Origin of the sequence: Sediminihabitans luteus (assembly GCF_002797595.1) — a bacterium.
Classification (GTDB): domain Bacteria; phylum Actinomycetota; class Actinomycetes; order Actinomycetales; family Cellulomonadaceae; genus Paraoerskovia; species Paraoerskovia lutea.
The window spans coordinates 289,730-315,882 of record NZ_PGFE01000002.1 but is presented as its reverse complement, the minus strand read 5'-3'; the positions used below and the strand labels follow the sequence as shown (position 1 = coordinate 315,882).

Sequence of the window (26,153 nt, the reverse complement as noted above, 5' to 3'; positions counted from 1 at the left end):
GACGGGCGGTGCAGGATCGACGGGCGGTGCAGGATCGACGGCCGGTGCAGGATCGACGAGCGCTGCAGGACTCAGGACCGCAGGAAGATCCGGGGCCGCCGGGTGACCAGGGACCACAGGAGGTCCAGGGTTCGCAGCAGGACCAGGGACCGCACGAGCGTCAGGGATCGTCGGAGGGTCCGGGAGCGCCGCAGGGTCGGCGGCGGAGTCGCTGAGGAAGTCCACCGTCCCATCCCAGCGCACCGCGAGGCCCCGTCCGCGGTTGTCCACAGCCGGACGTGCCCGCCACCGCGCGCACGATGGCGCAGGGCCGCGGTGACCGCCCGGGTCAGCCCTCCCGCGGCGCGGCGACCCGCACGCGCGAACCCGTCCGGGCCGACTCGCGTGCGGCGTCGAGCACCTGCGCGGTGCGCACCGCGTCGGCGGGGTCCACGGGCACGGGGCCACGACCACGGACCCACGCGTCGACCGCCCGGTAGAAGTCGGCGTGCCCGCCCGGGGCGCGCGGCACGGGCGTGCGCTCGCGCGCCCTGGTGACCCAGCCCTCGGTGCCCGCGGGCGCGGCGTCGTCGAACACCTCAAACGGGGACGCGTCGTCCTCGAAGGTCGTCACGACGAACGCGCCGTCGGTGCCCAGCACGCGCGTGCGGGGTCCGGGGGCGCCCACGACCGACGCCGCCCAGAGCCGACTGACGACGCCCCGGCCCTCGCCGGGCGCGTGGTGCAGGGTCAGGAAGACGTCGTCCTCGGTGGGCGTGGTCAGGGCGCGCATCTCGGCGTACACCGACTCGACGGGGCCGAAGAGCTGCGTCGCGGAGTCGACGAGGTGCGGGCCGAGGTCGAGCAGCAGCCCGCCGCCTGCGAGGTCGTTCTCCTTCCAGCGCTGCCGCGGCACGGGCCGGTACCGTTCCCAGCGCCGCTCGAAGGTATGGACCTCACCGAGCTCCCCGCGGTCGAGCACGGCGCGCAGCGTGAGCTGCTCGGGGTCCCAACGGCGGTTCTGGAAGACCGTGAACGGGGTGCCCGCCTCGCGCGCGGCGTCGACGACGGCGCGCGCACCCGCGGCGTCGAGCGCGATGGGCTTGTCGAGCACGAACCGCACCCCGGCCGCGGCGACGGCCCGCGCGTGCTCGACGTGCAACGGCGTGGGCGACGCGATCACGACCACGTCGTAGGCCTCCGGCCGGGCGAGCAGCGCGGGCAGGTCGTCGCACAGCGCGACGTCGGGCCAGTCGTCCAGCGCCTGCGCCCGACGGCCCGGGTCGCGGGCCACGACGGCCGTCACGACGAGACCGGCCTCGCGCGCGAGGCGGGCGTGGATGCCGCGTCCCGCGCCGCCGTAGCCGACGACCGCGATCCTCGTGGGGTTCTCGGAACTCATGCCCTCATCCCAGCACGGTTGGGCCACCACGTGCGACGCCCGATGTCGTGCACGAGCGCGGGCACGAGCAGCGACCGCACCACGAACGTGTCCACGAGCACGCCGAAGGCGACCACGAACGCGATCTGCGCGAGGAACAGCAGCGGGATCACGCCGAGCGCCGCGAACGTCGCGGCCAGCACGACGCCGGCGGACGTGATGACCGAGCCGGTCACCGCGAGCGCCCGCAGCACGCCCGGACGCGTGCCCACCTGCAACGACTCCTCGCGCACCCGGGTCATGAGGAAGATCGAGTAGTCGACGCCGAGCGCGACCAGGAAGCAGAACGCGAACAGCGGGACGGACGGGTCGGCGCCCGGGAAGTCGAACACGTGGTTGAACATCACCGCGGAGACGCCGAGCGCGGCACCGAACGAGAGCACGTTCGCGGCCACGAGCAGCACCGCGGCGAGCACCGAGCGCAGCAGCAGCATGAGGATCAGCAGGATCACGAGCAGGACGACCGGGACGATGACCCGCAGGTCGCGCTCGCCCGCGAGCTGGGTGTCGAGCCGCTCGGCGGCCGCGCCCCCGACGAGCGCCTCGGGCGACGCCGCGTGCACGCTGTCGCGCAGGGCCGCGACCGTCTCGACGGCCTCCTGCGAGTCGGACGTCGCGGTCGTCGTGACGTCGACGCGCACCTGCCCGTCGATCACCACCGGAGGCCCGGAAGCGGGTGCCCCGGGGGCGGACGGCTCGCCCTCGGCCACGGGGACGGCCGCGGAGACTCCGGGGGTGCCCTGGGCGGCGGTCACGACCGCGTCGAGGTCGCCCTCGGGGGCCACGACGATCGCGGGCTGCGCCGAGACGCCCGAGAAGTGGTCGTCGAGCACGGCCTCGCCGTCGACCGAGTCGACCTGCGTGAGGAACACCTCGGAGTCGCCCGTGCCGTTCGCGTCGAGCGTCGGCACGAACGCCGCGCACCCGGCGAGCACGAGGGCGGTGACGACCCACACGACGCGGTCCCGACGTCCGACGAACGACGCGATGCGGGACCACACGCCGTGACCCTCGACGTCGACGTGGTCGTCGGTGTCGGCCGACGCGGTGCGCGGGGCGCCGTCGGCGTCGCCCTCGTCCGGTCGCTCGACGAACTTCGGCATGCGAGGCCAGAACAGCGCCCGCGAGCGTGTGCCGGCCACGACGAGCAGCGCGGGCAGGAGCGTGAGCGCGCCGAGGAACGCCGCGGCGATGCCGATCGCGGCCACGGGCCCGAGCGACCGGTTCGACGCGAGGTCGGACAGCAGCAGGCACAGCAGGCCCGCGATCACGGTCCCGGCGCTCGCGGCGATCGGCTCGAGCGAGGCGCGCACGGCCTGCCGCACGGCCTGGTACGGGCTGCGCGTGTGCACGAGCTCCTCGCGGTAGCGCGCCACGACGAGCAGCGAGTAGTCGACCGCGGCGCCGACGACGAGGATCGACAGGATCCCCTGGGACTGCCCGTTGAGCGTCAGGGTGCCCGAGTCGGCGAGGTGGTAGACCACGAGGCCGGCGAGGCTGAGCGCGAACACCGCGGTGAGGATCACGAGGAACGGCAGGATCGGCGAGCGGTAGACCACCGCGAGGATCGCGAGGACCGCGACGAGCGCGACGAGCAGCAGCACGGTGTCGATGCCCCCGAACGCGCTCACGAGGTCGGCCACGAACCCGGCGGGCCCGGTGACGTAGGCGTCGAGCCCGGCCTCGGTCAGCGGGCCGTCGGCCGCCCGCATGGCCTCGACGACGACGTCGTTGACGCTCTCCTCGTCGGCGCCGATCGTGTCCGCCGACGTCCCGGCGTCGAGGGAGACGACGACGAGCGCGGACTCGCCGTCCTCCGACGGGACGACGACCGGGTCGCCCGTGAGCGTGTCGCCGACGGTCTGCGGCTCCCCGTCGCCCGCGCCCTCGAGCGCGAGGCCGGGGACGTCGTCCGCCCAGGACTGCACGGCCGCGAGCTGCTCCTGGCTCAGCGCGCCGCCGTCGGCACCCTCGACCACGACGAGCGCCGGCAGGGACTCCGCGTCGACGAACTCCGCGCCCGCCTCGGCGGCGCGGGTGGACTCGGCCGACTCGGGCAGGAACGCCGCCGAGTCGTTGGTCTGGACCGACGAGAGCTTGCCCTGCGCCTGTCCGCCGAGCGAGCCGAGCGCGAGCCACACACCGATCACTGCGACAATGAGTAGTCCTCGGAGAACGCCGGTCGACCTTTTGCTCAGCATGCTGAGTATCCTTGCCCAGAGGAGGCACGCCACGCAACCGCCCGTCCCCTCGCCGCACCCCCGCGACGAGCTCCCCGACCCCGTGGCACGACGCATGGGCGACGACCTGACCCGCTGGCCCACGGGGCGCCTGCTGTCCGCGGCGACCCGTCACGTCGAGCGCGAGTGGAACGCCCACCTGGCCGGGTGGGGGCTCAACCACGCGAGCTTCCCGGTGCTCATGCACCTGCTGCGCGGCCCGCGCACGCAGCGCGAGCTCGCCGCGGAGAACAAGGTCACCGAGCAGACGATGAGCCGCATCCTCGACCGCCTCGAGCGCACCGGCCACGTGTCGCGCGCGCTCGACCCGCACGACAAGCGCCGGCGCACCGTGAGCATCACCGACGCCGGGCGCGCCGCGGCGTTCTCGGCCGCCGAGCCGCGCCGCGCCGACGAGATCTCGACCCAGGGGCTCGACGGCGAGCAGATCGACACGCTGCGCGCGCTGCTCATCGCGATGGTCCGCTCGCGCACGGACTGACCTGCGCACCGACCGCCCCGGCGTGGGCCCCCGCGTGGGCCCCGACTGACCCGGCCGCGTCCTCGTGGCCGAGCGCTACCCTGACCCCATGGAGTTCCGCCCGCTCGACCTCGGCACGGCCCTCGTCGACTACCACCGCGCGTGGGACCTGCAGCGCGAGACCCACGCCGCCGTCGTCGCGGGCGACGCACCCCCGACGGTCCTGCTCGTCGAGCACGAGGGCGTCTACACCGCCGGACGCCGCACCAACCGCGCCGACCGCCCCGTCGACGGCACCCCCGTGGTCGAGGTCGACCGCGGCGGCAAGATCACCTGGCACGGGCCCGGCCAGCTCGTCGCCTACCCCGTCGTCCCGCTGCGCGAGCCCGTCGACGTCGTCGCGTACGTGCGCACGCTCGAGCAGGCCGTGATCGACGTCTGCGCGAGCCTCGGGCTCGCGACCGTGCGCGTCGAGGGGCGCAGCGGCGTGTGGGTGCCTGCCGACGCGTCGCGGCGCGAGCGCAAGGTCTGCGCGATCGGCGTGCGCGTCGCGCGCGGCGTCACGATGCACGGGCTCGCGCTCAACTGCGACCCCGACCTCGCCGCGTTCGACCGCATCGTCCCGTGCGGCATCGCCGACGCCGACGTCACCTCGCTCAGTACCGAGCTCGGGCGCGAGGTGACCATCGCCGAGGTCGAGCCGCTCCTGCGGGACGCGCTCGGCGCGCGGCTCACGGAGGTCGTCCGCGAGCACGCGGGCACGGCACCGGGCGCCTGACCCCGGGGCCCCGGCACCGCCCGCCCCACAGTGACGCAGCGCACCGGGCGGCACCCTGCGGCGCCGGGAGCGTGCGCGTACCCTGGAGGCAAGGGAAGTAGTCCGTGCCGGAGTTCTCGGGTGGGTCGGCACGGGCCTCGCCGTACCACCGGACGGAACCTTCCCGCATGACCACGACCGACGCGCCCGCGGCGCGCACCCGGCTGCAGGCCTACGCCCAGCTCCCCGACCTCGCCGGTCGGGCCTTCCTCCCGATCGCCTTCGTCGCCCGGCTGCCGTTCTCGATGACGACCATCGGCACGCTCCTGCTCGTGACCGGGACGACGGGCTCGCTCGGCACCGCGGGGCTCGCGACCGGGGCCGCAGCGCTCGGCACGGCCGTGGGCGGCCCCCTGCAGGGCACCCTCGCCGACCGCCTCGGCCAGCGGCGCGTCCTGCTGACGATCGTGCCCGCCCAGGCCCTCGCGGTCGTGGCGCTCGTGCTCGCGGCGACCGGCGGCGCCCCGACCGCGGTGCTCCTGGCCGCGGCCGCCCTCGTGGGCGGTCTCGCGGCGCAGGTCGGCCCGCTCGCCCGGTCCCGCTGGATGGGGCTCACGCGCGGGCGACCGGACGCGACGTCCGCGGCCATGGGCTACGAGTCGACTGCGGACGAGATCGGGTTCGTGCTCGGCCCCGCGCTCGTCGGGGTCCTGGCGACCGCGCTCTCCCCTGCCGCCGCGATGCTCACCGCCGCGGCCCTCAGCCTGACCTTCGGCCTCGCGTTCGCGCTGCACCCGACGGCGTCCGCGGTGCCCGCACCCACCGGCACCAGGGGCTCGCTGCCGTCCCTCGCGCTGCGGGTCGCCGTGCCCGCCGCGGGCATGCTCGCGCTCGGCGCGTTCTTCGGCGGCACCCAGACCGCGGTCACGTCGTTCATGGAGGACGCCGGCGCGCCGGGCAGCGCGGGGATCGTGTACGCGGTCCTGGGTGCGGGCTCGGCCGTGACGGCGCTGTGCGTCGTCGCGCTGCCCGCCCGGTGGGGCGCTCGCTCGCGCTGGGTCGTGTGCGCCGCAGGCCTCTCCCTCGCGGCGTCGCTCGTGCTCGCCGCAGGCACGCTCGGCGGCACCGGCGCGCTCGTCGCGTCGCTCCTCGTCGCGGGCCTGTTCGTCGGCCCGGTGCTCGTGACCGCGTTCAGCATGGGCGGGTCCCTGGCCCCCGACGGGCAGGGCGCGACCGCGATGACGCTGCTCGCGAGCGCGAACGTCGTGGGCGTCGCGCTCGGCTCGACCGTCGGCGGGCACCTCGCCCAGGCGGCGGGCACCGGGCACGCCTTCGTGGTCCCGGTCGTCGCGGCCCTCGCACTGCTCGCGGTCGGACTGTCGTCCACCTCACGTCCACGCCCTGACACCGGCCCTTCGGTCGACAGGGGTGCTGACGTAGGCTGAACCAGCACGGACCAGGACGATCTGCGTCCTGCCACCACTACCCCGCTGGGAGCCACCGCGTGACGATCGCACCCGAAGGCCGCCGGATGCTCAGGGTCGAGGCCCGCAACTCCGAGACGCCGATCGAGCGGAAGCCGTCCTGGATCAAGACCCGCGCGACCATGGGCCCCGAGTACACCGAGCTCAAGGGGCTCGTGAAGTCGGGCGGCCTGCACACGGTGTGCGAGGAGGCCGGCTGCCCCAACATCTTCGAGTGCTGGGAGGACCGCGAGGCGACGTTCCTCATCGGCGGCGACCAGTGCACGCGACGCTGCGACTTCTGCCAGATCGACACCGGCAAGCCCGCGGAGTTCGACCGTGACGAGCCCCGGCGCGTCGCCGAGTCGGTCCAGCAGATGGGGCTGAAGTACTCGACGATCACGGGCGTCGCACGCGACGACCTGCCGGACGGCGGCGCCTGGCTCTACGCCGAGACCGTGCGCCAGATCCACGCCCTGAACCCGGGCACGGGCGTCGAGCTGCTCATCCCGGACTTCAACGCGATCCCCGAGCTGCTCGACGAGGTCAACGAGTCCCGGCCCGAGGTGCTCGCGCACAACGTCGAGACCGTGCCGCGCATCTTCAAGCAGATCCGCCCCGCGTTCCGCTACGACCGCTCGCTGTCCGTGCTGACCCGCGCCCGCGAGGCCGGCCTCGTGACAAAGTCGAACCTGATCCTCGGCATGGGCGAGACGATCGACGAGGTCAAGACCGCCCTGCAGGACCTGCACGACGCCGGGTGCGACCTCATCACGATCACGCAGTACCTGCGCCCCTCGGTGCGGCACCACCCCGTGGACCGCTGGGTGCGCCCCGAGGAGTTCGTCGAGCTGTCCGAGGAGGCCGAGCGCATCGGGTTCCTCGGCGTCATGGCCGGACCGCTCGTGCGCTCGTCGTACCGTGCCGGCCGCCTGTGGGGCCAGGCCATGACGCGCCGCGGCATGACGATCCCGGAGTCGCTCGCGCACCTCGCCGAGCCGACGACGTCGCGCCAGGAGGCCTCGAGCCTGCTGACGCGCTGACGCGCCGACGCAGGGCACCCGCGCGCGGCACTAGACTCTGGTCCCATGGCCCGCAAGAACACTGACACGTCCGCGTCGCAGGACGCGAAGCCGAAGAAGGTCAAGAAGCAGCGCTGGTACCACCAGGTGTGGTCGGCGTACCAGATGACCCGCAAGCGCGACCCCATGGTCACGTGGGTCATGCTCGGCGTCTTCGCCGCGATCATGGTCATCGCGGTGGGCATCGGCCTGGCCTGGGGCCACCCGATCTACATGACGATCGTCGGCCTCCCGTTCTCGCTCCTCGGAGCGATGTTCATCCTCACGCGTCGCGCCGAGCGCGCCGCGTACGGGCAGATCGAGGGGCAGAGCGGGGCCTCGCGCGCCGCCCTCGGCACGATCCGCCGCGGCTGGTCGTTCGACGACGAGCCCGTCGCGTTCGACCCCCGCACCAAGGACGCGGTGTTCCGCGGCGTCGGGCGCGCGGGCGTCGTGCTCGTGACCGAGGGTCCGAGCACGCGCGTCAAGCGGCTCACGACGTCCGAGAAGAAGCGCATCAACCGCGTGCTGCCGAACGTCCCCGTGACGGTCGTCGAGTGCGGCAACGACGAGGGGCAGGTGCCGCTCATGAAGATCGCGCGCACCGTCCAGAAGCTCAAGCCGACGCTCACCAAGGCCGAGCTCGGCGAGGTCAACAAGCGCCTGCGCGCGCTCGGCGGCGCGAAGCTCCCGATCCCCAAGGGCGTCGACCCGATGCGTGCGCGCCCCGACCGCAAGGGCATGAAGGGCCGGTAGCCGCCGCGGCCCGTCGTCGCACGGGAGCACGACGTCGCAGGACGACGAGACACGTCACGTGACGCAGGGCATGACGAAGCAGTGCAGTTCGATGCAGGGCACGCACCTTCGGGTGCGTGCCCTGCGTCGTCCTCGCGTGCGGTGCGGGGTGCGTCCCGCCTCGTTCAGCGGGTGCGCAGCAGCACGGTGCCGGCCGCGCGGTCGTGCACCCCACGACCGTCCCGGTCCCAGACCACGGCGGGGATGACGAGGCACAGCAGGACGGTCCGCACCGCGGCGCGCCAGAGGCCGACGGCCCCGCGGGGGGCCCCGAGCACGCGCACCTGCATCCCGAGCAGGCGGTGCCCGAGCGTCCCGCCGACGGTCGCCACGAGCAGGAACGTCATGCCGGCGAAGACCCCGAGCTGCCATCCGGGCGGCACCTCGAGCAGCGAACCGCCCCCGGTGAGGACGTACGCGACGAGCGTCGCCACGACCCAGTCCACGACGAGCCCGCCGACGCGGGGGCCGAGGGTCGCGAGCGAGCCCGGGCCCTGCGCGGGGAGCCCGAGCCGGACGCCGTGTCCGCCGTCGGGGTCCCGCGGGGTACCGTCGAGCCAGGATCCGAGATCTTCACGTGATGCCACGCGCCCAGCCTACGACGCGCGGTCCGCGCGAGGTCCCGGGCGCCGTCCGCCCCTCGCCCAGCCTGCGCTCAGGCCGTGAGACGAGAATGTCACATGCTAGGACGCCTCGTAACCTGGCGGAAACACTCGGTACACGCCGGGGTAACCACCCCGGCCTAGGTTCGAGTCGGCTTAGGTCGACCAGCACACGGCTGGCACCGTCGATCAAGGAGTAGTGGATGTTCCAGACTGCCGAGGAGGCAATCGCCTTCACGAAGAGCGAGGGTGTCGAGTTCGTCGACGTCCGGTTCTGTGACCTGCCGGGCGTGATGCAGCACTTCAACATCCCGATCGCGCAGTTCGAGGACTCCGCGTTCACCGACGGGATGATGTTCGACGGCTCGTCGATCCGTGGCTTCCAGGCCATCCACGAGTCCGACATGAAGCTCATCCCCGACGTGACGACCGCGTACGTCGACCCGTACCGCAAGCGCAAGACGCTGATCGTCAACTTCTCGATCGTGGACCCGTTCACGAACGAGGCGTACTCGCGCGACCCGCGCAACATCGCGGCCAAGGCCGAGGCGTACCTCAAGTCGACGGGCATCGCGGACACCGCGTTCTTCGCCCCCGAGGCCGAGTTCTACGTGTTCGACGACGTGCGCTTCAAGACGTCGCAGAACGAGTCCTACTACCACATCGACTCCGTCGAGGCCGCCTGGAACACGGGCCGCGTCGAGGAGGGTGGCAACAAGGGCTACAAGACTCGCTACAAGGGCGGCTACTTCCCCGTCTCCCCCAACGACCAGTTCGCCGACCTGCGTGACGAGATGTGCGCGCAGCTCGCGGCGGTCGGCCTGGACGTCGAGCGCGCGCACCACGAGGTGGGCACCGCCGGCCAGCAGGAGATCAACTACCGCTTCAGCACGCTGACCGCGGCCGCGGACGACCTGATGAAGTTCAAGTACGTCATCAAGAACACCGCGTGGGAGGCCGGCAAGTCGGTCACCTTCATGCCGAAGCCGATCTTCGGCGACAACGGCTCGGGCATGCACTCGCACCAGTCCCTCTGGAAGGACGGCGAGCCGCTGTTCTACGACGAGAAGGGCTACGGCGGTCTCTCGGACATCGCGCGCTGGTACATCGGCGGCCTGCTCAAGCACGCCCCCTCGCTGCTCGCGTTCACGAACCCGTCGGTGAACTCGTACCACCGCCTGGTCCCGGGCTACGAGGCTCCCGTGAACCTCGTCTACTCGGCCCGTAACCGTTCGGCGTGCATCCGCATCCCGATCACCGGTGACAACCCGAAGGCCAAGCGCGTCGAGTTCCGCGTGCCGGACCCGTCGGCCAACCCGTACCTCGCGTTCGCCGCGCAGCTGCTCGCCGGCATCGACGGCATCAAGAACCGCATCGAGCCGCCGGAGCCGGTCGACAAGGACCTCTACGAGCTGCCCCCCGAGGAGCACGCCGCGATCCAGCAGGTCCCGGCCTCGCTCGGCGAGGCCCTCGACTCGCTCGAGGCCGACCACGAGTTCCTCACGCAGGGTGACGTGTTCACCGAGGACCTCATCTCGACCTGGATCGACTACAAGCGCTCCAACGAGATCGACCCGATCCGTCTGCGCCCGCACCCCCACGAGTTCGAGCTCTACTACGACATCTGATCGGACCCCGGTCGCCTGACCGGACCCCGATGTCGTGGCGCGAGCCACGAGCCTGACGACGGCGCCCTCACCCTCCGGGGTGGGGGCGCCGTCGTCGCGTCCGCGCACGGTCCGTGCCAGGCTGGGAGCGTGAGCGCGCGCACCGACCTCGACGACCTCGTCCGGCTGCGTCGCGCGCGCGACACCATGGACCGCGACTACGCCGAGCCGCTCGACGTGCCCGCGCTCGCGCGCGTGGCCCTGATGTCGCCGGGTCACTTCTTCCGGAGCTTCCTGGCGGCGTACGGCGAGACGCCGTACGCCTACCTGATGACCCGCCGGATCGAGCGGGCCAAGGCGCTGCTGCGCCGGGGGCGACCTCTCGGTCACGGACGTGTGCATGGCGGTCGGCTGCACCTCGCTCGGGTCGTTCAGCTCCCGCTTCACCGGGCTCGTGGGCGAGAGTCCGAGCGCGTACCGCGCGCGCGACCACGCGCACGGCGCCCCGGTGCCGGCGTGCGTGGCCAAGGTCGCGACCCGACCGGTCAGGAATCGAGAAGCACAGCACCCACGGCGCGCGTAGCGTCGTGGGCATGACGAACCCCACCATCGCCCTCGCCCAGTGCTTCGTCGCGGTCCACGACCACGACCTCGCGATCCCGTTCTACCGGGACGTCCTCGGGCTCGAGGTTCGCAACGACGTCGGCTTCGAGAACATGCGCTGGGTGACCGTCGGGTCGCCCGACCAGCCCGACGTCGACATCGTGCTCGAGCCGCCGCTCGCCGACCCGAACGCCGCCGAGGCGGACAAGCGGGCCATGGACGGGCTGCTCGCCAAGGGACTGCTGCGTGCCGTGAACTTCACGACCGCCGACGTCGACGCGACGTTCGAGCGCATCCGTTCCGCGGGCGCCGAGGTGCTGCAGGAGCCCGTCGACCAGCCGTACGGCGTGCGCGACTGCGCGTTCCGCGACCCGTCGGGCAACATGCTGCGGTTCAACCAGAAGCGCGCGTGAGCAGCGCGGGCGAGCACGACCTCGCGACCCTGCTGCGCTCGGTCGAGCCCGTCCTGCGCGACGGCACCTGGGTCTTCGTCACGGGCGACGTCCCGGCGGGTGTCGTGCCGCTCGCGACGTTCGTCGAGGACGAGGGCCTGTCGCTGCTGATCCGTCGCGAGGACGCGGACGCCGCCGGGCTGGCCTACGACTTCGTGGGCGCCTGGATCTCGCTGAGCGTCCACTCGGCGCTCGACGCGGTCGGCCTCACGGCGGCGGTCGCCGGTGCGCTCGCCGCCGCGGGGATCAGCGCCAACGTCGTCGCGGCGCGCTACCACGACCACGTGCTCGTGCCGGTCGACCGTGCCGAGGAGACCGTGCGGATCGTCGCCGGGCTCGGTGGCGCGGCGTCCGGCGCGGCGGACCCGACCGACGGCGAAGGGACCGACGACGATGCCGCCGGCCCTGGCGCTCAGTCCTCGCCGTAGAACACGCGCTCGACCACCGCGCGGGCGCGCCGCGTGGTGCGCAGGTAGAGCTCCTCGAGCTCGGAGCCGTTGCCGTCGACGTCCAGGAGCCGTGCCAGACCACCCAGGAGCTGGTGGTCGTGCGGCAGCAGGTCGGCGTTGCGCCCACCCGTGCGGCCCGTGAGCAGCACGACCGCGCTGCGCAGCCGTGAGGCCAGGTGCCAGGCCGCGGCGAGCACGTCGGCGTCGTCCGCGTCGACGAGTCCCGCGTCGGCGGCCGCGCGCAGCGCCGCGATCGTCGCGGTGGTGCGCAGGGCCGGCACGGCGTGCGCGTGCTGGAGCTGGAGCACCTGTACCGTCCACTCGACGTCCGAGACTCCCCCGCGCCCGAGCTTGAGGTGCCGCGCGGGCTCGACGCCGCGCGGGAGCCGCTCGGCCTCGACGCGCGCCTTGATCCGTCGGATCTCCCGCACGGTCGCGGTGTTGATCCCGCCCTCGGGGTACCGCAGCGGGTCGACGAGGGTCACGAACCGGCGTCCGAGGTCGACGTCGCCCGCGACGGGACGCGCCCGTAGGAGGGCCTGGCTCTCCCACGCGCTCGACCACCGCCCGTAGTACTCGGCGTACGAGGCGAGCGACCGCGAGAGCGGCCCGTTGCGGCCCTCGGGGCGCAGGTCGGCGTCGACGGGCAGGGCGGGCTCGGGCCCGACGCCGTTGAGGAGTTTCTGGAACGTGGTCGCGACGCTCGTCGCGTACTTCTGGGCGGTCGTGTCGTCGACCCCGTCCGCCGGGTCGTGCACGAACAGCACGTCGGCGTCCGAGCCGTAGCCCATCTCCTGCCCGCCGAGTCGACCCATCGCGACCACGAGCATGCGCGCCGGTCCGGGCTCGCGCGGGTCGATGTCGCGCTCGACCTTGGCGAGGTGCTCGGCGATGCGCAGTCCGCCCACGAGCACCGGGTCGGCCGCGTCGGAGATCGCGCGGGCCGCACCGACCGGGTCGAGCACGCCCAGGATCTCCGCCGCGGCGGTGCGGCCGAGCTCGCGGCGCCGCACCGCGCGCAGCAGCGTCGTCGCGCGGTCCGGGTCCTGCGCCCGGGTGAGGATCGCGTCGGTCTCGGTCGCAAGGCGTTCGGGCCCGCGGGGCTCGAGCTCGGCGTCGTCCGCGAGCCAGCGCACGGCCTCCGGGGTGCGCGTGAACGCCTCGGCCGCGTACCGGGAGTTGGCGAGCAGCAGCGCGAGGCGCTCGGCCGCGGTGCCCGAGTCGCGCAGCAGCTTGAGGTACCACGGGGTCGTGCCGAGCTCCTCCGAGAGCTTGCGGAACGCGAGCAGACCCTCGTCCGGGTCAGCGCCCTCGGCGAACCAGCCGAGCATCACGGGCAGCAGCTGGCGCTGGATCGCGGCGCGCCGGCTCACGCCCTCGGTCAGCGCGGTCACGTGCCGCGACGCGCCCGCCGGGTCGCGGTAGCCGATCGCCGCGAAGCGCGCCTTGACCGCCTCGGGCGTCAGACGCACCTCGTCGTCGGTCAGCTGGGCCATGGCGGGCAGCAGGGGTCGGTAGTAGATCTCCTCGTGCAGCGCACGCACCTCGCGACGCGTGGCGCGCCACCTTTCCATGAGTCCCTCGGCGCCCTCGGCCCGCATGCCGAGCGACCGCGCGAGCGTGCGCTGCTCCTCGACCTTCGTCGGCACCAGGTGCGTGCGACGCAGGCGGAAGAGCTGGACGCGGTGCTCGAGCGAGCGCAGGAACCGGTAGCAGACCGCGAGACGCGCGGCGTGGTCCCGGCCCACGTAGCCGCCCGCCGTGAGGTCGGCGAGCGCGGTGAGCGTGTTGGGGCTGCGGATGAACGCGTCCGCGCGCCCGTGCACGAGCTGGAGCAGCTGCACCGTGAACTCGACGTCGCGCAGGCCGCCCTTGCCCAGCTTGATCTGCCGGTCGGCCTCGGCCGCAGGGACGTGGTTCTCGACGCGTCGCCGCATCGCCTGGGTGTCCTCGACGAAGTTGTCGCGCGTGACGGCCTGCCAGACGAACGGGTCGACGGCCTCGCGGTACGCCGCCCCGAGCGCGGCGTCGCCGGCCACGAGCCGCGCCTTGAGCAGCGCCTGGAACTCCCAGGTCTTGGCCCAGCGCTCGTAGTAGGCGACGTGGCTCGCGAGGGTGCGCACCAGCGGGCCCTGCTTGCCCTCGGGGCGCAGCGCGGCGTCCACGGGCCACAGCGGCGGCTCGGGCGCGGTGCCCGAGCACACGTGCGCGAGATGGGTCGCGAGCCGGGTGCCGACCGCGAGCGCGTCCTCCTCGGTGTGCCCCTCGGCGGGCTCGACGACGTAGATCACGTCGACGTCGGACACGTAGTTGAGCTCGCGGCCGCCCGTCTTGCCCATGCCGAGCACCGCGATCCGCGCGGCCTCGTGGCCCTCGACCTCGGCCCGCGCCACCGCGAGCGCCGCCTCGAGGGCCGCGGCCGCGAGGTCGGCGAGGGCCGCCGCGACGCCCGGCAGCCGGGTCAGGGGCTCGGTCGACGTGAGGTCGGTCGCGGCGATGCGCAGCAGCCTGGTCCGGTACGCCCGGCGCATCGCGGCGGTGCCGTCCTCGCCGCCGGGCTCGGCGACCGGGACGGGTGCGTCCGGGTCGGCGCCCACGGCGCGCAGGAGCTCGGAGCGCACGTCCCCGACGGGGACTCCCGTACCGGGCGCCGGGTCGGCGAGCACGTGCACGAGCGCGGGGTGCCGCACGATCTCGTCGCCGAGCGCGACCGACGAGCCGAGGACCGCGAGCAGGCGGTCCTGCCCGGCCCGCGACGCGTCGTCCGCGGCCTGGACGAGACCCCGCAACGTCGCGGCGTCGTCGTCCGTGGCCGCCTCGGCGAGGCGCACGAGCTGGAGCACGGCGAGGTCGGGGTCGGGCGCCCAGCCGAGCGCGTCGACGAACTCGTCGGGCGCGGCGTCGACGTAGGGTGCCAGCGCCGGGTCGGCGAGCAGGCCCGCGGCGCGCGTCGCGTCACCGAAGCCGAGGCGGGACAGCCGCCCCACGAGCGTCGTGGAGCGGCCGCCCCCGGGGCGGGACGAGCCGGCGCTCACAGGACCGGGAGGAATCGCTTCAGCTCGAACGGCGTGACCTGCGCGCGGTAGTCGTCCCACTCACGCTTCTTGTTCTTCAGGAAGTAGTCGAACACGTGCTCGCCGAGCGTCTCGGCGACGAGCTCGGAGCTCTCCATGATCTCGATGGCCTCCGAGAGCGACTGCGGCAGGGGCCGGATCCCGAGCGCCTTGCGCTCGGACGGCGTGAGGTCCCACACGACGTCCTCGGTCGGGTCGGGCAGCTCGTACTCGTTCTCGATCCCGGCCAGGCCCGCGGCGAGGAGCACCGCGTACGCGAGGTAGGGGTTCGCGGCCGAGTCGACCGCACGGAACTCGACGCGTGACGACACGCCCTTGCCCGGCTTGTACATGGGCACGCGCACGAGCGCGGAGCGGTTGTTGTGCCCCCAGCACACGAAGCTCGGGGCCTCCTGGCCGCCCCAGAGCCGCTTGTACGAGTTGACGTACTGGTTCGTCACGGCGGTGATCTCGGCGGCGTGGTGCAGCAGGCCGGCCATGAAGTGTCGGGCGGTCTTCGACAGCTCGAACTGCGCGCCGGGCTCGTGGAACGCGTTGCGGTCGCCCTCGAAGAGCGACAGGTGCGAGTGCATGCCCGAGCCGGGCTGGTCGGCGAGCGGCTTGGGCATGAACGACGCGAACACGCCCTGCTCGAGCGCGACCTCCTTGACGACCGTGCGGAACGTCATGAGGTTGTCGGCGGTCGTCAGCGCGTCGGCGTAGCGCAGGTCGATCTCGTTCTGGCCGGGGCCCGCCTCGTGGTGGGAGAACTCGACCGAGATGCCCATCGACTCGAGCATCGTGATCGCGGCGCGGCGGAAGTCGTGCGCGGACCCGCGCGCGACGTGGTCGAAGTACCCGGCCTGGTCGACGGGCACGAGCGGGCCGTCGGTGCGCAGCGCCTCGAACAGGTAGAACTCGACCTCGGGGTGCGTGTAGAACGTGAACCCCTTGTCGCTGGCCTTGGCGAGCGTGCGCTTGAGCACGTTGCGGGTGTCGGCGAGCGAGGGCTCGCCGTCGGGCGTGAGGATGTCGCAGAACATGCGCGCGGTGCCGTGCGTCTCACCCCGCCACGGCAGGATCTGGAACGTCGTCGGGTCCGGCTTGGCGATCATGTCCGACTCGAACACGCGCGTGTAGCCCTGGATCGAGCTGCCGTCGAACCCGATGCCCTCGCTGAAGGCGGACTCGAGCTCCGCCGGCGCGACCGCGACCGACTTGAGCACACCGAGCACGTCGGTGAACCAGAGCCGGATGAAGCGGATGTCGCGCTCCTCGACCGTCCTCAGGACGAACTCCTGCTGCCTGTCCATGCGCCCATCCTGCCTGATAGCGCGACCACATGGGGACACCAGTCCGCGATTCGCCCGAACTGCCACCGTGAACGGGCGCCGCGGACCGGTCGGTAGGCTGGCGCCATGGCAGAACTGCGGATCGCTCTCGCCCAGGTCGACACGTGCGTGGGTGACCTCGACGGCAACGCGGCGAAGGTCCTCGAGTGGACGCGGCGGGCTCATGACGCCGGTGCGGACCTCGTGGCCTTTCCCGAGATGACGCTCACGGGCTACCCCATCGAGGACCTCGCGCTGCGCGGGTCGTTCCGGCGCGCGGCCTGGGACGCGGCGGCGGACGTCGCGCGCCGGCTCGCCGCCGAGGGCCTCGGCGGCACGACGGTCGTGCTCGGCACGGTCGGCACCTCGGGCACGGGCCGTGCGCACGTGGGTGCGGTGCACGAGCTCCCGACGAACCGGGCCGTGGTCCTGCGCGACGGTGCGGTCGTCACGTCGTACGACAAGCACCACCTGCCGAACTACGGCGTGTTCGACGAGTTCCGGATCTTCGCGCCCGGCACCGAGACGTGCGTGATCGAGGTCGCGGGCCGCCGCGTCGGGATCCTCGTGTGCGAGGACGTGTGGCAGGAGGGGCCGACCGCGGGCGTCGCCGCGGCGGGCGCCGACCTGCTGCTGGTGATCAACGGCTCGCCCTACGAGGAGGGCAAGGGGCACCAGCGCACCGAGCTCGCCGCGCGGCGCGCCGCCCAGGTCGGCGCGCCGGTCGCGTACGTCAACATGGTCGGCGGCCAGGACGACCTCGTGTTCGACGGCGGCTCGTTCGTCACGTCCACCGCGGGCGAGGTGCTCGCCCGCGCACCGCGGTTCGACGAGCACCTGCTGCTGTGGACGCTCGCCGAGGCGGGCGCGCCCGACCGGCGCGGCGAGGTCGCGGCCGCGCTCGACGCCGACGAGATGGTCTACCGCGCGTGCGTCGCCGGCCTCGCCGGGTACGCGCGCAAGAACGGGTTCCGGTCGGTCGCGCTGGGCCTCTCGGGCGGCATCGACTCGGCGCTCGTGGCCGTGATGGCGGCCGACGCGCTGGGCGGGGAGAACGTCGTCGGCGTCTCGATGCCGTCGCGCTACTCGTCCGAGCACTCCAAGGACGACGCGGGCGACCTCGCGAAGCGCATCGGCGCGGACTACCGCGTGCAGCCGATCGGCCCCATGGTCGACGCCTACGAGGCCGAGCTCGGCCTCGACGGCGTCGCGGCCGAGAACATCCAGGCCCGGGTACGCGGCAACATCCTCATGGCGCTGTCCAACACCGAGGGTCACCTGGTGCTCGCGACGGGCAACAAGACCGAGCTCGCGGTCGGGTACTCGACGGTCTACGGCGACGCCGTGGGCGGGTACGCACCGATCAAGGACGTCGACAAGTCCCGCGTGTGGGCGCTCGCGCGCTGGCGCAACAACGCGGCCCTCGACCGCGGCGAGCTCCCGCCGATCCCCGAGTCGTCGATCACCAAGCCGCCCTCGGCCGAGCTGCGCCCCGGGCAGGTCGACCAGGACTCGCTGCCCCCGTACGACCTGCTCGACGAGGTGCTCGACGCGTACGTCGAGCACGCCGAGGGCCGTGCGGACCTCCTCGCGCGCGGCTTCGACGAGGCCGTGGTGGACAAGGTCCTCGCGCTCGTCGACCGCGCGGAGTGGAAGCGTCGGCAGTACCCGCTCGGCCCCAAGGTCACGGCCCTGGCGTTCGGCCGCGACCGGCGGCTGCCCGTGACGTCACGGTGGCGCGAGAACCAGCGCTGACCGCCGCACCCCGCCCACCGACGTCCGCCCGGACCCTGACGAAGAGGACCTCATGACCCAGCCGGCCACCCCCGCGAGCCCCACCCCGAAGCGGTTCCGCGTGCAGCACCTCGCCGAGGCCAAGGCGCGGGGCGAGAAGCTCACGATGCTCACCGCCTACGACGCCATGACCGCGCGCATCTTCGACGACGCGGGCGTCGACATGCTCCTCGTGGGCGACTCGATCGGCGACAACATGCTCGCGCACGACACGACGATCCCCGTGACCATGGACGAGCTCGTCCCGGCCGTGCGTGCCGTCTCGCGCGCCGTGCGCCGCTCGCTCGTGATCGCCGACCTGCCGTTCGGCTCGTACGAGGCCTCGCCCGAGCAGGCGCACGCCAGCGCGGTGCGCATGCTCAAGGAGGGTGGCGCGCACGCGGTCAAGTTCGAGGGCGGACGCCGCGTGGCACCGCAGGTCGAGCTCCTGACCGGGGCAGGCATCCCGGTGTTCGGGCACCTCGGGTTCACGCCGCAGTCCGAGAACATCCTCGGCGGCAAGCGCGTCCAGGGCCGCGGGGACGAGGCCGCCGAGCGGCTCGCGGAGGACGCGCTCGCGCTCCAGGAGGCCGGGGCGGTCGCGGTCGTGCTCGAGATGATCCCGGCGCCGGTCGCGGCGCGCGTGACCGAGGTGCTGCGCATCCCGACGATCGGGATCGGTGCGGGCGTCGAGTGCGACGGGCAGGTGCTCGTGTGGCTCGACATGGCCGGCATGGGCGACTGGTCGCCACGGTTCGCCCGGCGCTTCGCCGAGATCGGGACGGCGCTGCGCACGGCCGCGAGCGACTACGTCGACGCCGTGCGCGGCCAGGAGTACCCCGGCCCGGAGCACTCCTACGAGAGCTGAGGGTCAGTCGGTGCCGTCGGCCGGACGCCCGAAGTCCTCGTCCTCGTCCCAGGCCGAGGTGCGCTTGTCGGCCGTCTCGAGCGCCTTCTCGGCCTCGGCGCGCGTCGCGTACGGCCCCATGCGCCCGCGCCAGCCGCGCTGGCGGCCCTCGGTGACCTCGCCGGTCGTGGTGTCGTAGAAGTACTCGGTGCCCATGCGCACATGATGACCCATCGGCGCGCGGCTCACCCGCCGGTCGGCCTCGGCGCCGCGTGACGAACCTCGCGCCGCTCGGCGGGCGAGAGCGCCCGGGTGCTCCGTAGACTGCGGGACATGTCGAAGACGAGCACCGTCGCGCGCCGTGGGCCGCTCGTCCCGGGCACCGTCTCGCCGCGGCGCGGGGTCCCGACGTCGATCCCCCGCCCCGAGTACGTGGGCCGGCCCGGACCGGCCCCGTTCACGGGCTCGGAGATCAAGACCCCCGAGACGATCGACCGGATCCGCACCGCCTCGCGCGTCGCCGCCCAGGCGCTCGCCGAGGTCGGGCGGCACGTCGCCCCCGGTGTCACGACCGACGAGCTCGACCGGGTGGGTCACGAGTTCCTGCTCGACCACGGCGCGTACCCGTCGACCCTCGGCTACCGGGGGTTCCCGAAGTCGCTGTGCACGTCGGTCAACGAGGTCGTGTGCCACGGCATCCCCGACTCGACCGAGCTCGTCGAGGGCGACATCGTGAACGTCGACGTCACGGCGTTCGTCGGGGGCGTGCACGGCGACAACAACGCGACCTTCGCGGTCGGCGAGATCTCGCAGGACGCCGCGCTGCTGGTCGAGCGCACGCGCGAGGCGCTCGACCGCGGGATCCGCGCCGTGCGCCCGGGGCGCGAGGTCAACGTGATCGGTCGCGTGATCGAGCGGTACGCGGCACGCTTCGGCTACGGCGTGGTGCGTGAGTACACGGGGCACGGGGTCGGCGAGAGCTTCCACTCGGGGCTCGTGATCCCGCACTACGACTCGGCCCCGCTGCACTCGACCGTGATCGAGCCCGGCATGGTCTTCACGATCGAACCCATGCTCACCCTGGGCACGGCCTCCTGGCAGGAGTGGGACGACGGATGGACCGTCGTGACCGCCGACAGGTCGCTCACCGCCCAGTTCGAGCACACCCTGGTGGTCACCGACGACGGCGCGGAGGTTCTGACGCTCCCATGAGCAAGCACTCGAAGAAGAAGAAGCACGAGCTCGCGTTCGGCATCGACGTGGGGGGCAGCGGCATCAAGGGCGCCCCCGTCGACCTCACGACCGGTGAGTTCGCGCACAAGCGCAAGCGCATCCCGACGCCGCAGCCGTCGACGCCCGACGCCGTCGCCGGCGTCATCGGCGAGCTCGTCGACGGGTTCGACCTGCCCAAGCACGTGCCGATCGGGATCGCGTTCCCCGGACCGATCCACCACGGCGTCGTCACGTCGATCGCCAACCTCGACGCGTCATGGGAGGGCACCGACCTGCCCGCACTCGTGCACGAGGCGACCGGTCGTCACGCCGTGGCGATCAACGACGCCGACGGTGCCGGGGTCGGCGAGCTCGTGTACGGCGCGGCGGCCAAGAACAAGGGCGTCGTGCTGGTCGCGACGCTCGGCACCGGGATCGGCTCCGCGCTGTTCGTCAACGGCCGGCTGCTGCCCAACACCGAGCTCGGCCACCTCGAGATCGACGGCTTCGACGCCGAGAGCCGCGCCGCCGAGCGCGTGCGTCAGGTCGAGGACCTGAGCTGGGAGCAATGGGCGGAGCGCCTGCAGACCTACTTCGCGAAGGTCGAGTACCTGCTCGCCCCCGACCTCATCGTGATCGGCGGCGGGATCAGCAAGCACCACGAGGAGTTCCTGCCCCTGCTCGACCTGCGGGCGGAGGTCGTCCCGGCCAAGCTGCGCAACGCGGCGGGGATCGTCGGCGCCGCCTGGCTCGCGGCCGAGGACTGAGGGCGGCGCCGCCCGCGCGGCGCACGACGGTCAGACGGCGGCAGGCTCGCGATCGAAGATCTCGGCGATGCCGATGATATCGAGCACCTCGGCGACCGCGGCCGGCGGGTCGACCATCGTCACGGCGAGCCCCTCGGCGCGGCCGATCGACGCGAGCTGGACGAGGAACGCGATGCCGGTCGAGTCCATGAAGGTCACGCCCGACATGTCGACCACGACAGGCAGGTCACGTTGCAGGAGGGTCGCGAGCGCGGCACCGGCCTGGCTGCGCATCGCGACGTCGATCTCGCCCCAGACCTCGACGACGCTCGCATCCGTGCGCTCCCTGAGCGCGATCCCCCCGGACTCGTCTGCGGCCATCTCGTCCACCCCCGTGCTCGTCGACCCGACAACTGTCAGGTGCAGGCACCGTAGCGCAGAAAATGCGCGTCGTGAAGCAATTCTTGAAGATTTCACCGCCCCGACTTGTCATTGAATTTGCAAGGACCCTAATGTTTAAGGTCCTTGCATTTATCGACGTATTGTTGCGCTCCCGTCGCGCGGAGCGCGTCTCACCAGCCGGACGTGCAACGCACAGCACGTACACTGAGCACACTCAGGGGGCACGCGGTTCGACGACGAGCCGCAGGCAGCGCGATCGCGCCAGATCGAGGCGACCGCCCCCTGACGACCACCGCCCTGCCGCGACAGCGTCGCACGCGCGCAGGGGTGGGCCGATCGTTGCTGTTCGGTCCGCACGGTGGGCCCCGTCCCTTGCACCGAAAGGCATGACCACCACCGTGAAGAAGCTCATCTCCGCGGCTCTCCTGGCCGCTCTCGCGGTCGGCGGGAGCGTCGCGACGGCGACCACCGCCTCGGCCGTCCCCTCCAGCATCGTGACCTCGAGCGAGTTCTACTCCGTCTCGTACGGGCACTCGATCGACCACGTCCGCAAGACGTTCGGCAACAACGGCAAGGTCGTCGACCGCTACGACGGCGCCGGCACCCGTTACGACTCGGTCACCCTCGAGTTCCCCACGTACTACGAGGAGGGCTCCGTCCGGGTGCTCTTCGGGAAGAACGCGAAGGGCGCGTGGGTCCTCGACTCGAAGGCCGCCTACTGGGGCGTCTCGGCGACGCGTACCGCGAACAAGGCGACGCCGACCGAGTTCGGCAAGCTCAAGGAGGGCCACTCCCTCGACTACGTGCGCAGCACGTTCGGGACCGCCGGGACCATCACGTACTACTACGACCGCCCCGGGACCAAGTACGACAACGTGACCGTCGAGTGGCCCACGGACTCCGTCGACGGCGCCGTCTCCATCGACTTCGTCAAGTCGACCTCGGGCGTCTGGAAGCTCGACTCCCGCAGCGCGTACTGGGCCATCGAGCCGGCCCAGACCGCGAACAAGGCGACGCCGGCGGAGTTCGCCAAGGTCCAGGTGGGCAACTCGCTCGCCTACGCACAGTCGACGTTCGGCACCGCGGGCACGATCACGTACTACTACGACGCGACGGGCACCAAGTACGACACCGTGACGATCGAGTGGCCCACGGACAGCCCGTACGGCTACGTCTCGCTCGACTTCAAGAAGAGCTCGGCGGGCACCTGGAAGGTGTCCGACTCGTACGCCTTCTGGGGCTGACCCCCGGCGACGGTCCACGCCCGCCGCGTCATGCGGCGGGCGTGGGCCTGTGCGGACGAGCCGGCCTGTACGCCGGGTTCTGTCACCGCGCGCAGTCACCCACGCGCAGGAGACGGCCATCCATCTAGGACGCACGTCGCCGTGCGCCTCGAGCGGTCTACCCGGATGCTCGGGCGGACAACCCTCGAACGCATCCTGTCTGACCTTGCTCCAGGTGGGGTTTACCGAGCCGGGCCAGTCACCTGGCCCGCTGGTGGTCTCTTACACCACCGTTTCACCCTTACCGCGCCGTTCCGGTCGAGACCTTCACGACGCGGCGGTCTGTTCTCTGTGGCACTTTCCCGCGGGTCACCCCGGGTGGGCGTTACCCACCACCTCGTCCTACGGAGCCCGGACGTTCCTCGGGACGACGCCGGAGCGCCGCCACGCGGCCGTCCAGCCGACTCGTCCGCACGACGAGGATACCGCGGTTCAGACCGCTGACCTGCGCGGACCGTGCCGACGGGCCACGTCGGCCGGTCAGACCTCGAAGGGTCAGACCTCGGCAGGTCAGACCTCGACCGTGTAGTCGAGCACCAGCTCGTCCGCGCTCACGCCACGGATCCCCCAGTTCTCGCGCGTGCTCTCGAGGATCACGACCTCGAGGTCGTCCGCGTCGAGCCCGAGCGCCGGCGCGACGTCGTCGAACATCGCGGCGATCAGCGCCCGCTTCGCCTCGCGGCTGCGGCCGGGGAAGCACACGACCTCGACCACCAGGTAGCCCGGACCCCGCGACGGGACGACGAGGTCGGCGTCGTCCAGGAGGAGGAACCGGTGGAACCGCTTGGCCTCCGGCAGGGACCACGCGCGCACGAGCGCGGCGTGCACCGCGTCGGACACCTCGCCCTGACGACCGTCCCACACGCTGCGCCGACCGAACATCTTGACCTGGGCCATGGCGCGAGCCTAGCGAGTCTGCGACCGGACGCGGGCGCATAGAGTTGCCCGGTGCTCGTCCTCCTGCCGCCCTCCGAGGGCAAGACCGTGCCCGACGCCGGCCCCGCCGTCTCGCTCCCCGACCTGTCCTTCGACGCCCTGACCCCGCAGCGCCGCGCCGTCCTGGCGGCGCTCGCCGCGGCGAGCGCCCGGGCCGACGCCCTGAGCGTGCTCGGCGTCGGCGCGGGCGTGGCGGACGACGTCGCGCGCAACCTCACGCTCGCGGACGCACCGACCGCTCCGGCGTCCGCGGTCTACACCGGCGTGCTCTACGCCGCCGCGGGCCTGGGCGACCTGACGCCCGCGCAGGCGCGCCGCGCGGCGGAGGGCGTGCTGACGATCTCCGCGCTGTGGGGGGCCGTGAGCCCCACGGACCTGATCCCCGCGTACCGGCTGTCGATGGGCACGGACCTGCCGGGCGTCGGCAAGCTCGCGACCACGTGGCGTCCGCACCTGGCCGCGGCGCTCGACGCGCGGGCGACGGGCGACGTCGTCGTCGACTGCCGCTCCGCCGCGTACGCCGCGGCGTGGCCCGCCCCCGCCGGGGCGGACTGGGTCGCGGTCAAGGTGCTGCGCGAGGTCGACGGTCGCCGCAGCGTCGTGTCGCACAACGCCAAGCACACGCGGGGTGTCCTCACCGGCCACCTGCTGCGCCGGCGTGCCGCTCCCCCGACCACGGCCGACGGCCTGCTGCGCGCCGCGCGCGAGCTCGTCGGGACGACCGTCGGCACCGCGATCGGCACGGGCCTCGCGTCGAGGATGGTCGAGGCGAACCTGCTCGACGCGCCCCGGCGCGGACCGCGCACGCTCGAGCTCGTCGTGTCCTGAGCGGTCGCTACCCTGACGGCATGACGAACCACGCGACGCGGATCCAGGGCGAGGACTGGCAAGGGCGCGAGGTCGTCGGCGAGTCGTTCGAGGACGCCGAGCTCGTCGACTGCGACCTGTCCGAGATCTCGACGCACGGCGCCCGGTTCGTGAACTGCACGTTCCGCGGCGTGCGACTCAACGCGTCGCGGCACGACGACTCCGCGTTCGTCGGGTGCCGGTTCGAGCGCACCTCGCTGTTCGACACGACGTTCACGCGGTGCAAGCTCACGGGGAGCGCGTTCGACGTGTGCCGGTTCGAGCTGCTCCGGGTCGAGGGCGGCGACTGGTCGTTCGTGCAGCTCGGTCGCGCCGACCTCACGGGCGCGCGCGTCGTCGGGGGCCGGTGGCGCGAGGTCGACCTCTCCGCCGCGACCCTGCGGGACGCGACGCTGCGCGACCTCGACCTGTCGGGCGCGACCTGGCACCGCGCCGACCTGACGGGCGCCGACCTGCGCGGCAGCGACCTGTCGAGCCTCGACCCGACGGCGGCGAGCGTGCGCGGCGCCGTGGTCTCGATCGACCAGGCGGTCGTGCTCGCCGAGGCGCTCGGTGTCGACGTGCGCGTCGACGGCTGACCCGGGTGCGTCGCGTCCCGTGGTGGGCTCTCGCCACGTGCGCCGCGGTCGCGGTCGTGGCGACCGGCGTGCTTCCCGGCGACGACGCCGTCGCCCTCGCACGCCGGACGGTGCCGGTCCTGCTGTTCCTCGCCGCGATCACCGTCGTGGCCGAGATGTGCTCGCACGCGGGGCTCTTCGACGTCGCCGCCACCCGCGCGGCACGCCTCGCGGGCGGGAGCCGGGCGCGCCTGTGGCTGCTGGTCGTCGCGATGGCGGTGCTCTCCACGGTCGTGCTGTCCCTGGACACCACGGCGGTGCTGCTGACGCCCGTGGTGCTCGTCGTCGCGCGGCGCACGGGATCGGCGCCGCTGCCGTTCGCGCTCACCGTCCTCGCGCTCGCGAACACAGCCTCGCTGCTACTGCCCGTGTCGAACCTGACGAACCTGCTCGGCATGACCAGGCTCGAGGCGCTCGACCCGCCGGCGCGCTACGTCGCGGTCATGGCCGCCCCCGCGGTCGTCGTGGTCGTGGTGACGGTCGCCGTGCTCGCCGTGCTGCACCGCCGCGCCCTCGTCGGGCGGTTCACGCCGCCGCCCGCGCCCGAGGTGCGCGACCGTGTGCTGCTCCGCTGGTCGGCGGGCACCGTCGTCGCGCTCGCCGCGTGCTTCGTGGCCGAGCTCCCCGTCGCACCGGTCGCGCTCGCGGGCGCCGCGGTCCTCGTCGCCGTCGCGCTCGTGCGTGGGCGCGGCCTGCCGGTGCGTCCCGCGGACCTCGTGCCGTGGCGCACCGTGCTCGTGATCGCCGCCCTGCTGACCCTGGTCGCCGCGTGGCACGCGCACGGGCTCGGCGACGCGCTGACGGCCGTCGCGGGCACCGGCACGAGCACGCCCGACCTGTTCCGCCTCGGCGCGACCGCGGCGCTCGGCTCGAACGCGGTCAACAACCTCCCGGCGTACCTCGCGCTCGAACCCACGGCAGCGACCGACGCCGCACGGATCGCGGCCCTGCTCGTGGGCGTCGACGCCGGGCCGCTCGTCACGCCGTGGGCGTCGGTCGCGACGCTCCTGTGGGCCCAGCAGCTGCGCCGGTACTGGACGGGGGTCGACGGGCCGTGGTGGCCCGTCGCCCGTCAGGGGCTCGTGCTCGCACCGGTCGCGCTCGTCGCCGGGCTGGGCGTGGTCGCGCTCACCGCGTAGCCCGACGAGCACGGCCACCGGCCGCGACGACGGACGCG

At 73.0% G+C, this 26,153-nt stretch carries 24 protein-coding genes, 1 other RNA gene and 1 pseudogene; 17 read left to right on the top strand and 9 right to left on the bottom strand.

Features of this window, described 5'->3' with window-relative positions:
• Positions 1-328: 328 nt before the first annotated feature.
• Together CLV28_RS07495 and CLV28_RS07490 are read right to left on the bottom strand one after the other, a co-directional pair.
• A complete protein-coding gene (locus CLV28_RS07495) occupies positions 329-1,381 on the bottom strand; it encodes a Gfo/Idh/MocA family protein (RefSeq protein WP_100422692.1) in 1,053 nt (350 codons plus the stop codon).
• A complete protein-coding gene (locus CLV28_RS07490; protein WP_100422691.1) occupies positions 1,378-3,621 on the bottom strand; it encodes an MMPL family transporter in 2,244 nt (747 codons plus the stop codon). The genes CLV28_RS07495 and CLV28_RS07490 overlap by 4 nt, the downstream gene beginning before the upstream one ends.
• Positions 3,622-3,715: 94 nt before the next feature.
• On the opposite strand from CLV28_RS07490, the gene CLV28_RS07485 reads away from it, so the two are divergent.
• The 5 genes from CLV28_RS07485 to CLV28_RS07465 all read left to right on the top strand — a co-directional run bounded on the left by CLV28_RS07485 (position 3,716) and on the right by CLV28_RS07465 (position 8,157).
• Positions 3,716-4,141, top strand: a complete 426-nt coding sequence (locus tag CLV28_RS07485) for a MarR family winged helix-turn-helix transcriptional regulator (RefSeq protein ID WP_100422690.1) — start codon at positions 3,716-3,718, stop codon at positions 4,139-4,141.
• A gap of 88 nt (positions 4,142-4,229) precedes the next feature.
• Positions 4,230-4,898, top strand: coding sequence for a lipoyl(octanoyl) transferase LipB (gene lipB, locus CLV28_RS07480; protein ID WP_100422689.1), 669 nt, complete (start codon positions 4,230-4,232; stop codon positions 4,896-4,898).
• 167 nt (positions 4,899-5,065) lie between these two features.
• The gene (locus CLV28_RS07475) at positions 5,066-6,322 is read left to right on the top strand and encodes an MFS transporter (protein WP_100422688.1); all 1,257 of its coding nucleotides are present in this window, start codon (positions 5,066-5,068) and stop codon (positions 6,320-6,322) included.
• Between the two features lie 59 nt (positions 6,323-6,381).
• A complete protein-coding gene (lipA, locus tag CLV28_RS07470; RefSeq protein ID WP_100422687.1) occupies positions 6,382-7,383 on the top strand; it encodes a lipoyl synthase in 1,002 nt (333 codons plus the stop codon).
• 45 nt (positions 7,384-7,428) lie between these two features.
• The gene (locus CLV28_RS07465) at positions 7,429-8,157 is read left to right on the top strand and encodes a DUF4191 domain-containing protein (RefSeq protein WP_100422686.1); all 729 of its coding nucleotides are present in this window, start codon (positions 7,429-7,431) and stop codon (positions 8,155-8,157) included.
• Between the two features lie 164 nt (positions 8,158-8,321).
• Here CLV28_RS07465 and CLV28_RS07460 read toward each other — a convergent pair whose 3' ends face one another.
• Positions 8,322-8,783 carry an RDD family protein gene (locus CLV28_RS07460; RefSeq protein ID WP_100422685.1) on the bottom strand — a complete coding sequence of 154 codons (462 nt, stop codon included), beginning with the start codon at positions 8,781-8,783 and terminating at the stop codon, positions 8,322-8,324.
• 218 nt (positions 8,784-9,001) lie between these two features.
• Here CLV28_RS07460 and glnA point away from each other — a divergent pair, with 218 nt between their 5' ends.
• The 4 genes and pseudogenes from glnA to CLV28_RS07440 all read left to right on the top strand — a co-directional run bounded on the left by glnA (position 9,002) and on the right by CLV28_RS07440 (position 11,888).
• Positions 9,002-10,426, top strand: a complete 1,425-nt coding sequence (gene glnA, locus CLV28_RS07455) for a type I glutamate--ammonia ligase (RefSeq protein ID WP_100422684.1) — start codon at positions 9,002-9,004, stop codon at positions 10,424-10,426.
• A 186-nt stretch (positions 10,427-10,612) separates the two neighbouring features.
• Positions 10,613-10,988, top strand: a pseudogene (locus tag CLV28_RS07450) (helix-turn-helix transcriptional regulator).
• Between the two features lie 10 nt (positions 10,989-10,998).
• Positions 10,999-11,421 (top strand): VOC family protein, encoded by a 423-nt coding sequence (locus tag CLV28_RS07445; RefSeq protein WP_100423072.1) that lies wholly within the window; start codon positions 10,999-11,001, stop codon positions 11,419-11,421.
• Positions 11,418-11,888, top strand: coding sequence for an ACT domain-containing protein (locus tag CLV28_RS07440; protein ID WP_100422683.1), 471 nt, complete (start codon positions 11,418-11,420; stop codon positions 11,886-11,888). Before CLV28_RS07445 ends, CLV28_RS07440 begins: the two co-directional genes overlap by 4 nt.
• Here CLV28_RS07440 and CLV28_RS07435 read toward each other — a convergent pair.
• Positions 11,873-14,944 (bottom strand): bifunctional [glutamine synthetase] adenylyltransferase/[glutamine synthetase]-adenylyl-L-tyrosine phosphorylase, encoded by a 3,072-nt coding sequence (locus tag CLV28_RS07435; RefSeq protein WP_100422682.1) that lies wholly within the window; start codon positions 14,942-14,944, stop codon positions 11,873-11,875. The two genes, CLV28_RS07440 and CLV28_RS07435, sit on opposite strands and share 16 nt — an antisense overlap.
• Positions 14,941-16,275, bottom strand: a complete 1,335-nt coding sequence (locus CLV28_RS07430; RefSeq protein WP_100422681.1) for a glutamine synthetase family protein — start codon at positions 16,273-16,275, stop codon at positions 14,941-14,943. The genes CLV28_RS07435 and CLV28_RS07430 overlap by 4 nt, the downstream gene beginning before the upstream one ends.
• 105 nt (positions 16,276-16,380) lie before the next feature.
• Here CLV28_RS07430 and CLV28_RS07425 point away from each other — a divergent pair, with 105 nt between their 5' ends.
• A complete protein-coding gene (locus tag CLV28_RS07425; RefSeq protein WP_100422680.1) occupies positions 16,381-18,048 on the top strand; it encodes an NAD+ synthase in 1,668 nt (555 codons plus the stop codon).
• Positions 18,049-18,100: 52 nt separating this feature from the next.
• On the top strand, positions 18,101-18,934 hold the full coding sequence (gene panB / locus CLV28_RS07420; RefSeq protein ID WP_100422679.1) for a 3-methyl-2-oxobutanoate hydroxymethyltransferase: 834 nt from the start codon (positions 18,101-18,103) through the stop codon (positions 18,932-18,934).
• 3 nt (positions 18,935-18,937) lie between these two features.
• On the opposite strand, the gene CLV28_RS07415 is transcribed toward panB, so the two are convergent.
• Positions 18,938-19,129, bottom strand: coding sequence for an SPOR domain-containing protein (locus CLV28_RS07415; RefSeq protein ID WP_100422678.1), 192 nt, complete (start codon positions 19,127-19,129; stop codon positions 18,938-18,940).
• A gap of 117 nt (positions 19,130-19,246) precedes the next feature.
• Between CLV28_RS07415 and map the strand changes: the two genes are divergently transcribed.
• Positions 19,247-20,125 carry a type I methionyl aminopeptidase gene (gene map / locus CLV28_RS07410; RefSeq protein ID WP_100422677.1) on the top strand — a complete coding sequence of 293 codons (879 nt, stop codon included), beginning with the start codon at positions 19,247-19,249 and terminating at the stop codon, positions 20,123-20,125.
• Entirely contained in the window at positions 20,122-20,892 is a 771-nt protein-coding gene (gene ppgK, locus CLV28_RS07405; protein ID WP_100422676.1) for a polyphosphate--glucose phosphotransferase, read from the top strand. The genes map and ppgK overlap by 4 nt, the downstream gene beginning before the upstream one ends.
• Positions 20,893-20,922: 30 nt before the next feature.
• Here ppgK and CLV28_RS07400 read toward each other — a convergent pair whose 3' ends face one another.
• Positions 20,923-21,252, bottom strand: a complete 330-nt coding sequence (locus CLV28_RS07400; RefSeq protein WP_100423071.1) for an STAS domain-containing protein — start codon at positions 21,250-21,252, stop codon at positions 20,923-20,925.
• Between the two features lie 407 nt (positions 21,253-21,659).
• On the opposite strand from CLV28_RS07400, the gene CLV28_RS07395 reads away from it, so the two are divergent.
• On the top strand, positions 21,660-22,517 hold the full coding sequence (locus CLV28_RS07395) for a hypothetical protein (protein WP_100422675.1): 858 nt from the start codon (positions 21,660-21,662) through the stop codon (positions 22,515-22,517).
• A 52-nt stretch (positions 22,518-22,569) separates the two neighbouring features.
• On the opposite strand, the gene rnpB is transcribed toward CLV28_RS07395, so the two are convergent.
• Together rnpB and CLV28_RS07385 are read right to left on the bottom strand one after the other, a co-directional pair.
• An RNA gene (rnpB, locus tag CLV28_RS07390) (RNase P RNA component class A) lies at positions 22,570-22,964 on the bottom strand.
• A gap of 102 nt (positions 22,965-23,066) precedes the next feature.
• On the bottom strand, positions 23,067-23,453 hold the full coding sequence (locus CLV28_RS07385; RefSeq protein ID WP_100422674.1) for a tautomerase family protein: 387 nt from the start codon (positions 23,451-23,453) through the stop codon (positions 23,067-23,069).
• Positions 23,454-23,504: 51 nt separating this feature from the next.
• Here CLV28_RS07385 and CLV28_RS07380 point away from each other — a divergent pair, with 51 nt between their 5' ends.
• From CLV28_RS07380 to CLV28_RS07370, 3 genes are read left to right on the top strand one after another with little or no spacing between them, the layout of a single operon-like run.
• Positions 23,505-24,320: a YaaA family protein gene (locus tag CLV28_RS07380; RefSeq protein ID WP_100422673.1), complete on the top strand. Its 816-nt coding sequence runs from the start codon at positions 23,505-23,507 to the stop codon at positions 24,318-24,320.
• 20 nt (positions 24,321-24,340) lie between these two features.
• A complete protein-coding gene (locus tag CLV28_RS07375) occupies positions 24,341-24,937 on the top strand; it encodes a pentapeptide repeat-containing protein (RefSeq protein WP_100422672.1) in 597 nt (198 codons plus the stop codon).
• 5 nt (positions 24,938-24,942) lie between these two features.
• Entirely contained in the window at positions 24,943-26,115 is a 1,173-nt protein-coding gene (locus CLV28_RS07370) for an SLC13 family permease (RefSeq protein ID WP_239073092.1), read from the top strand.
• Positions 26,116-26,153 lie beyond the last annotated feature (38 nt).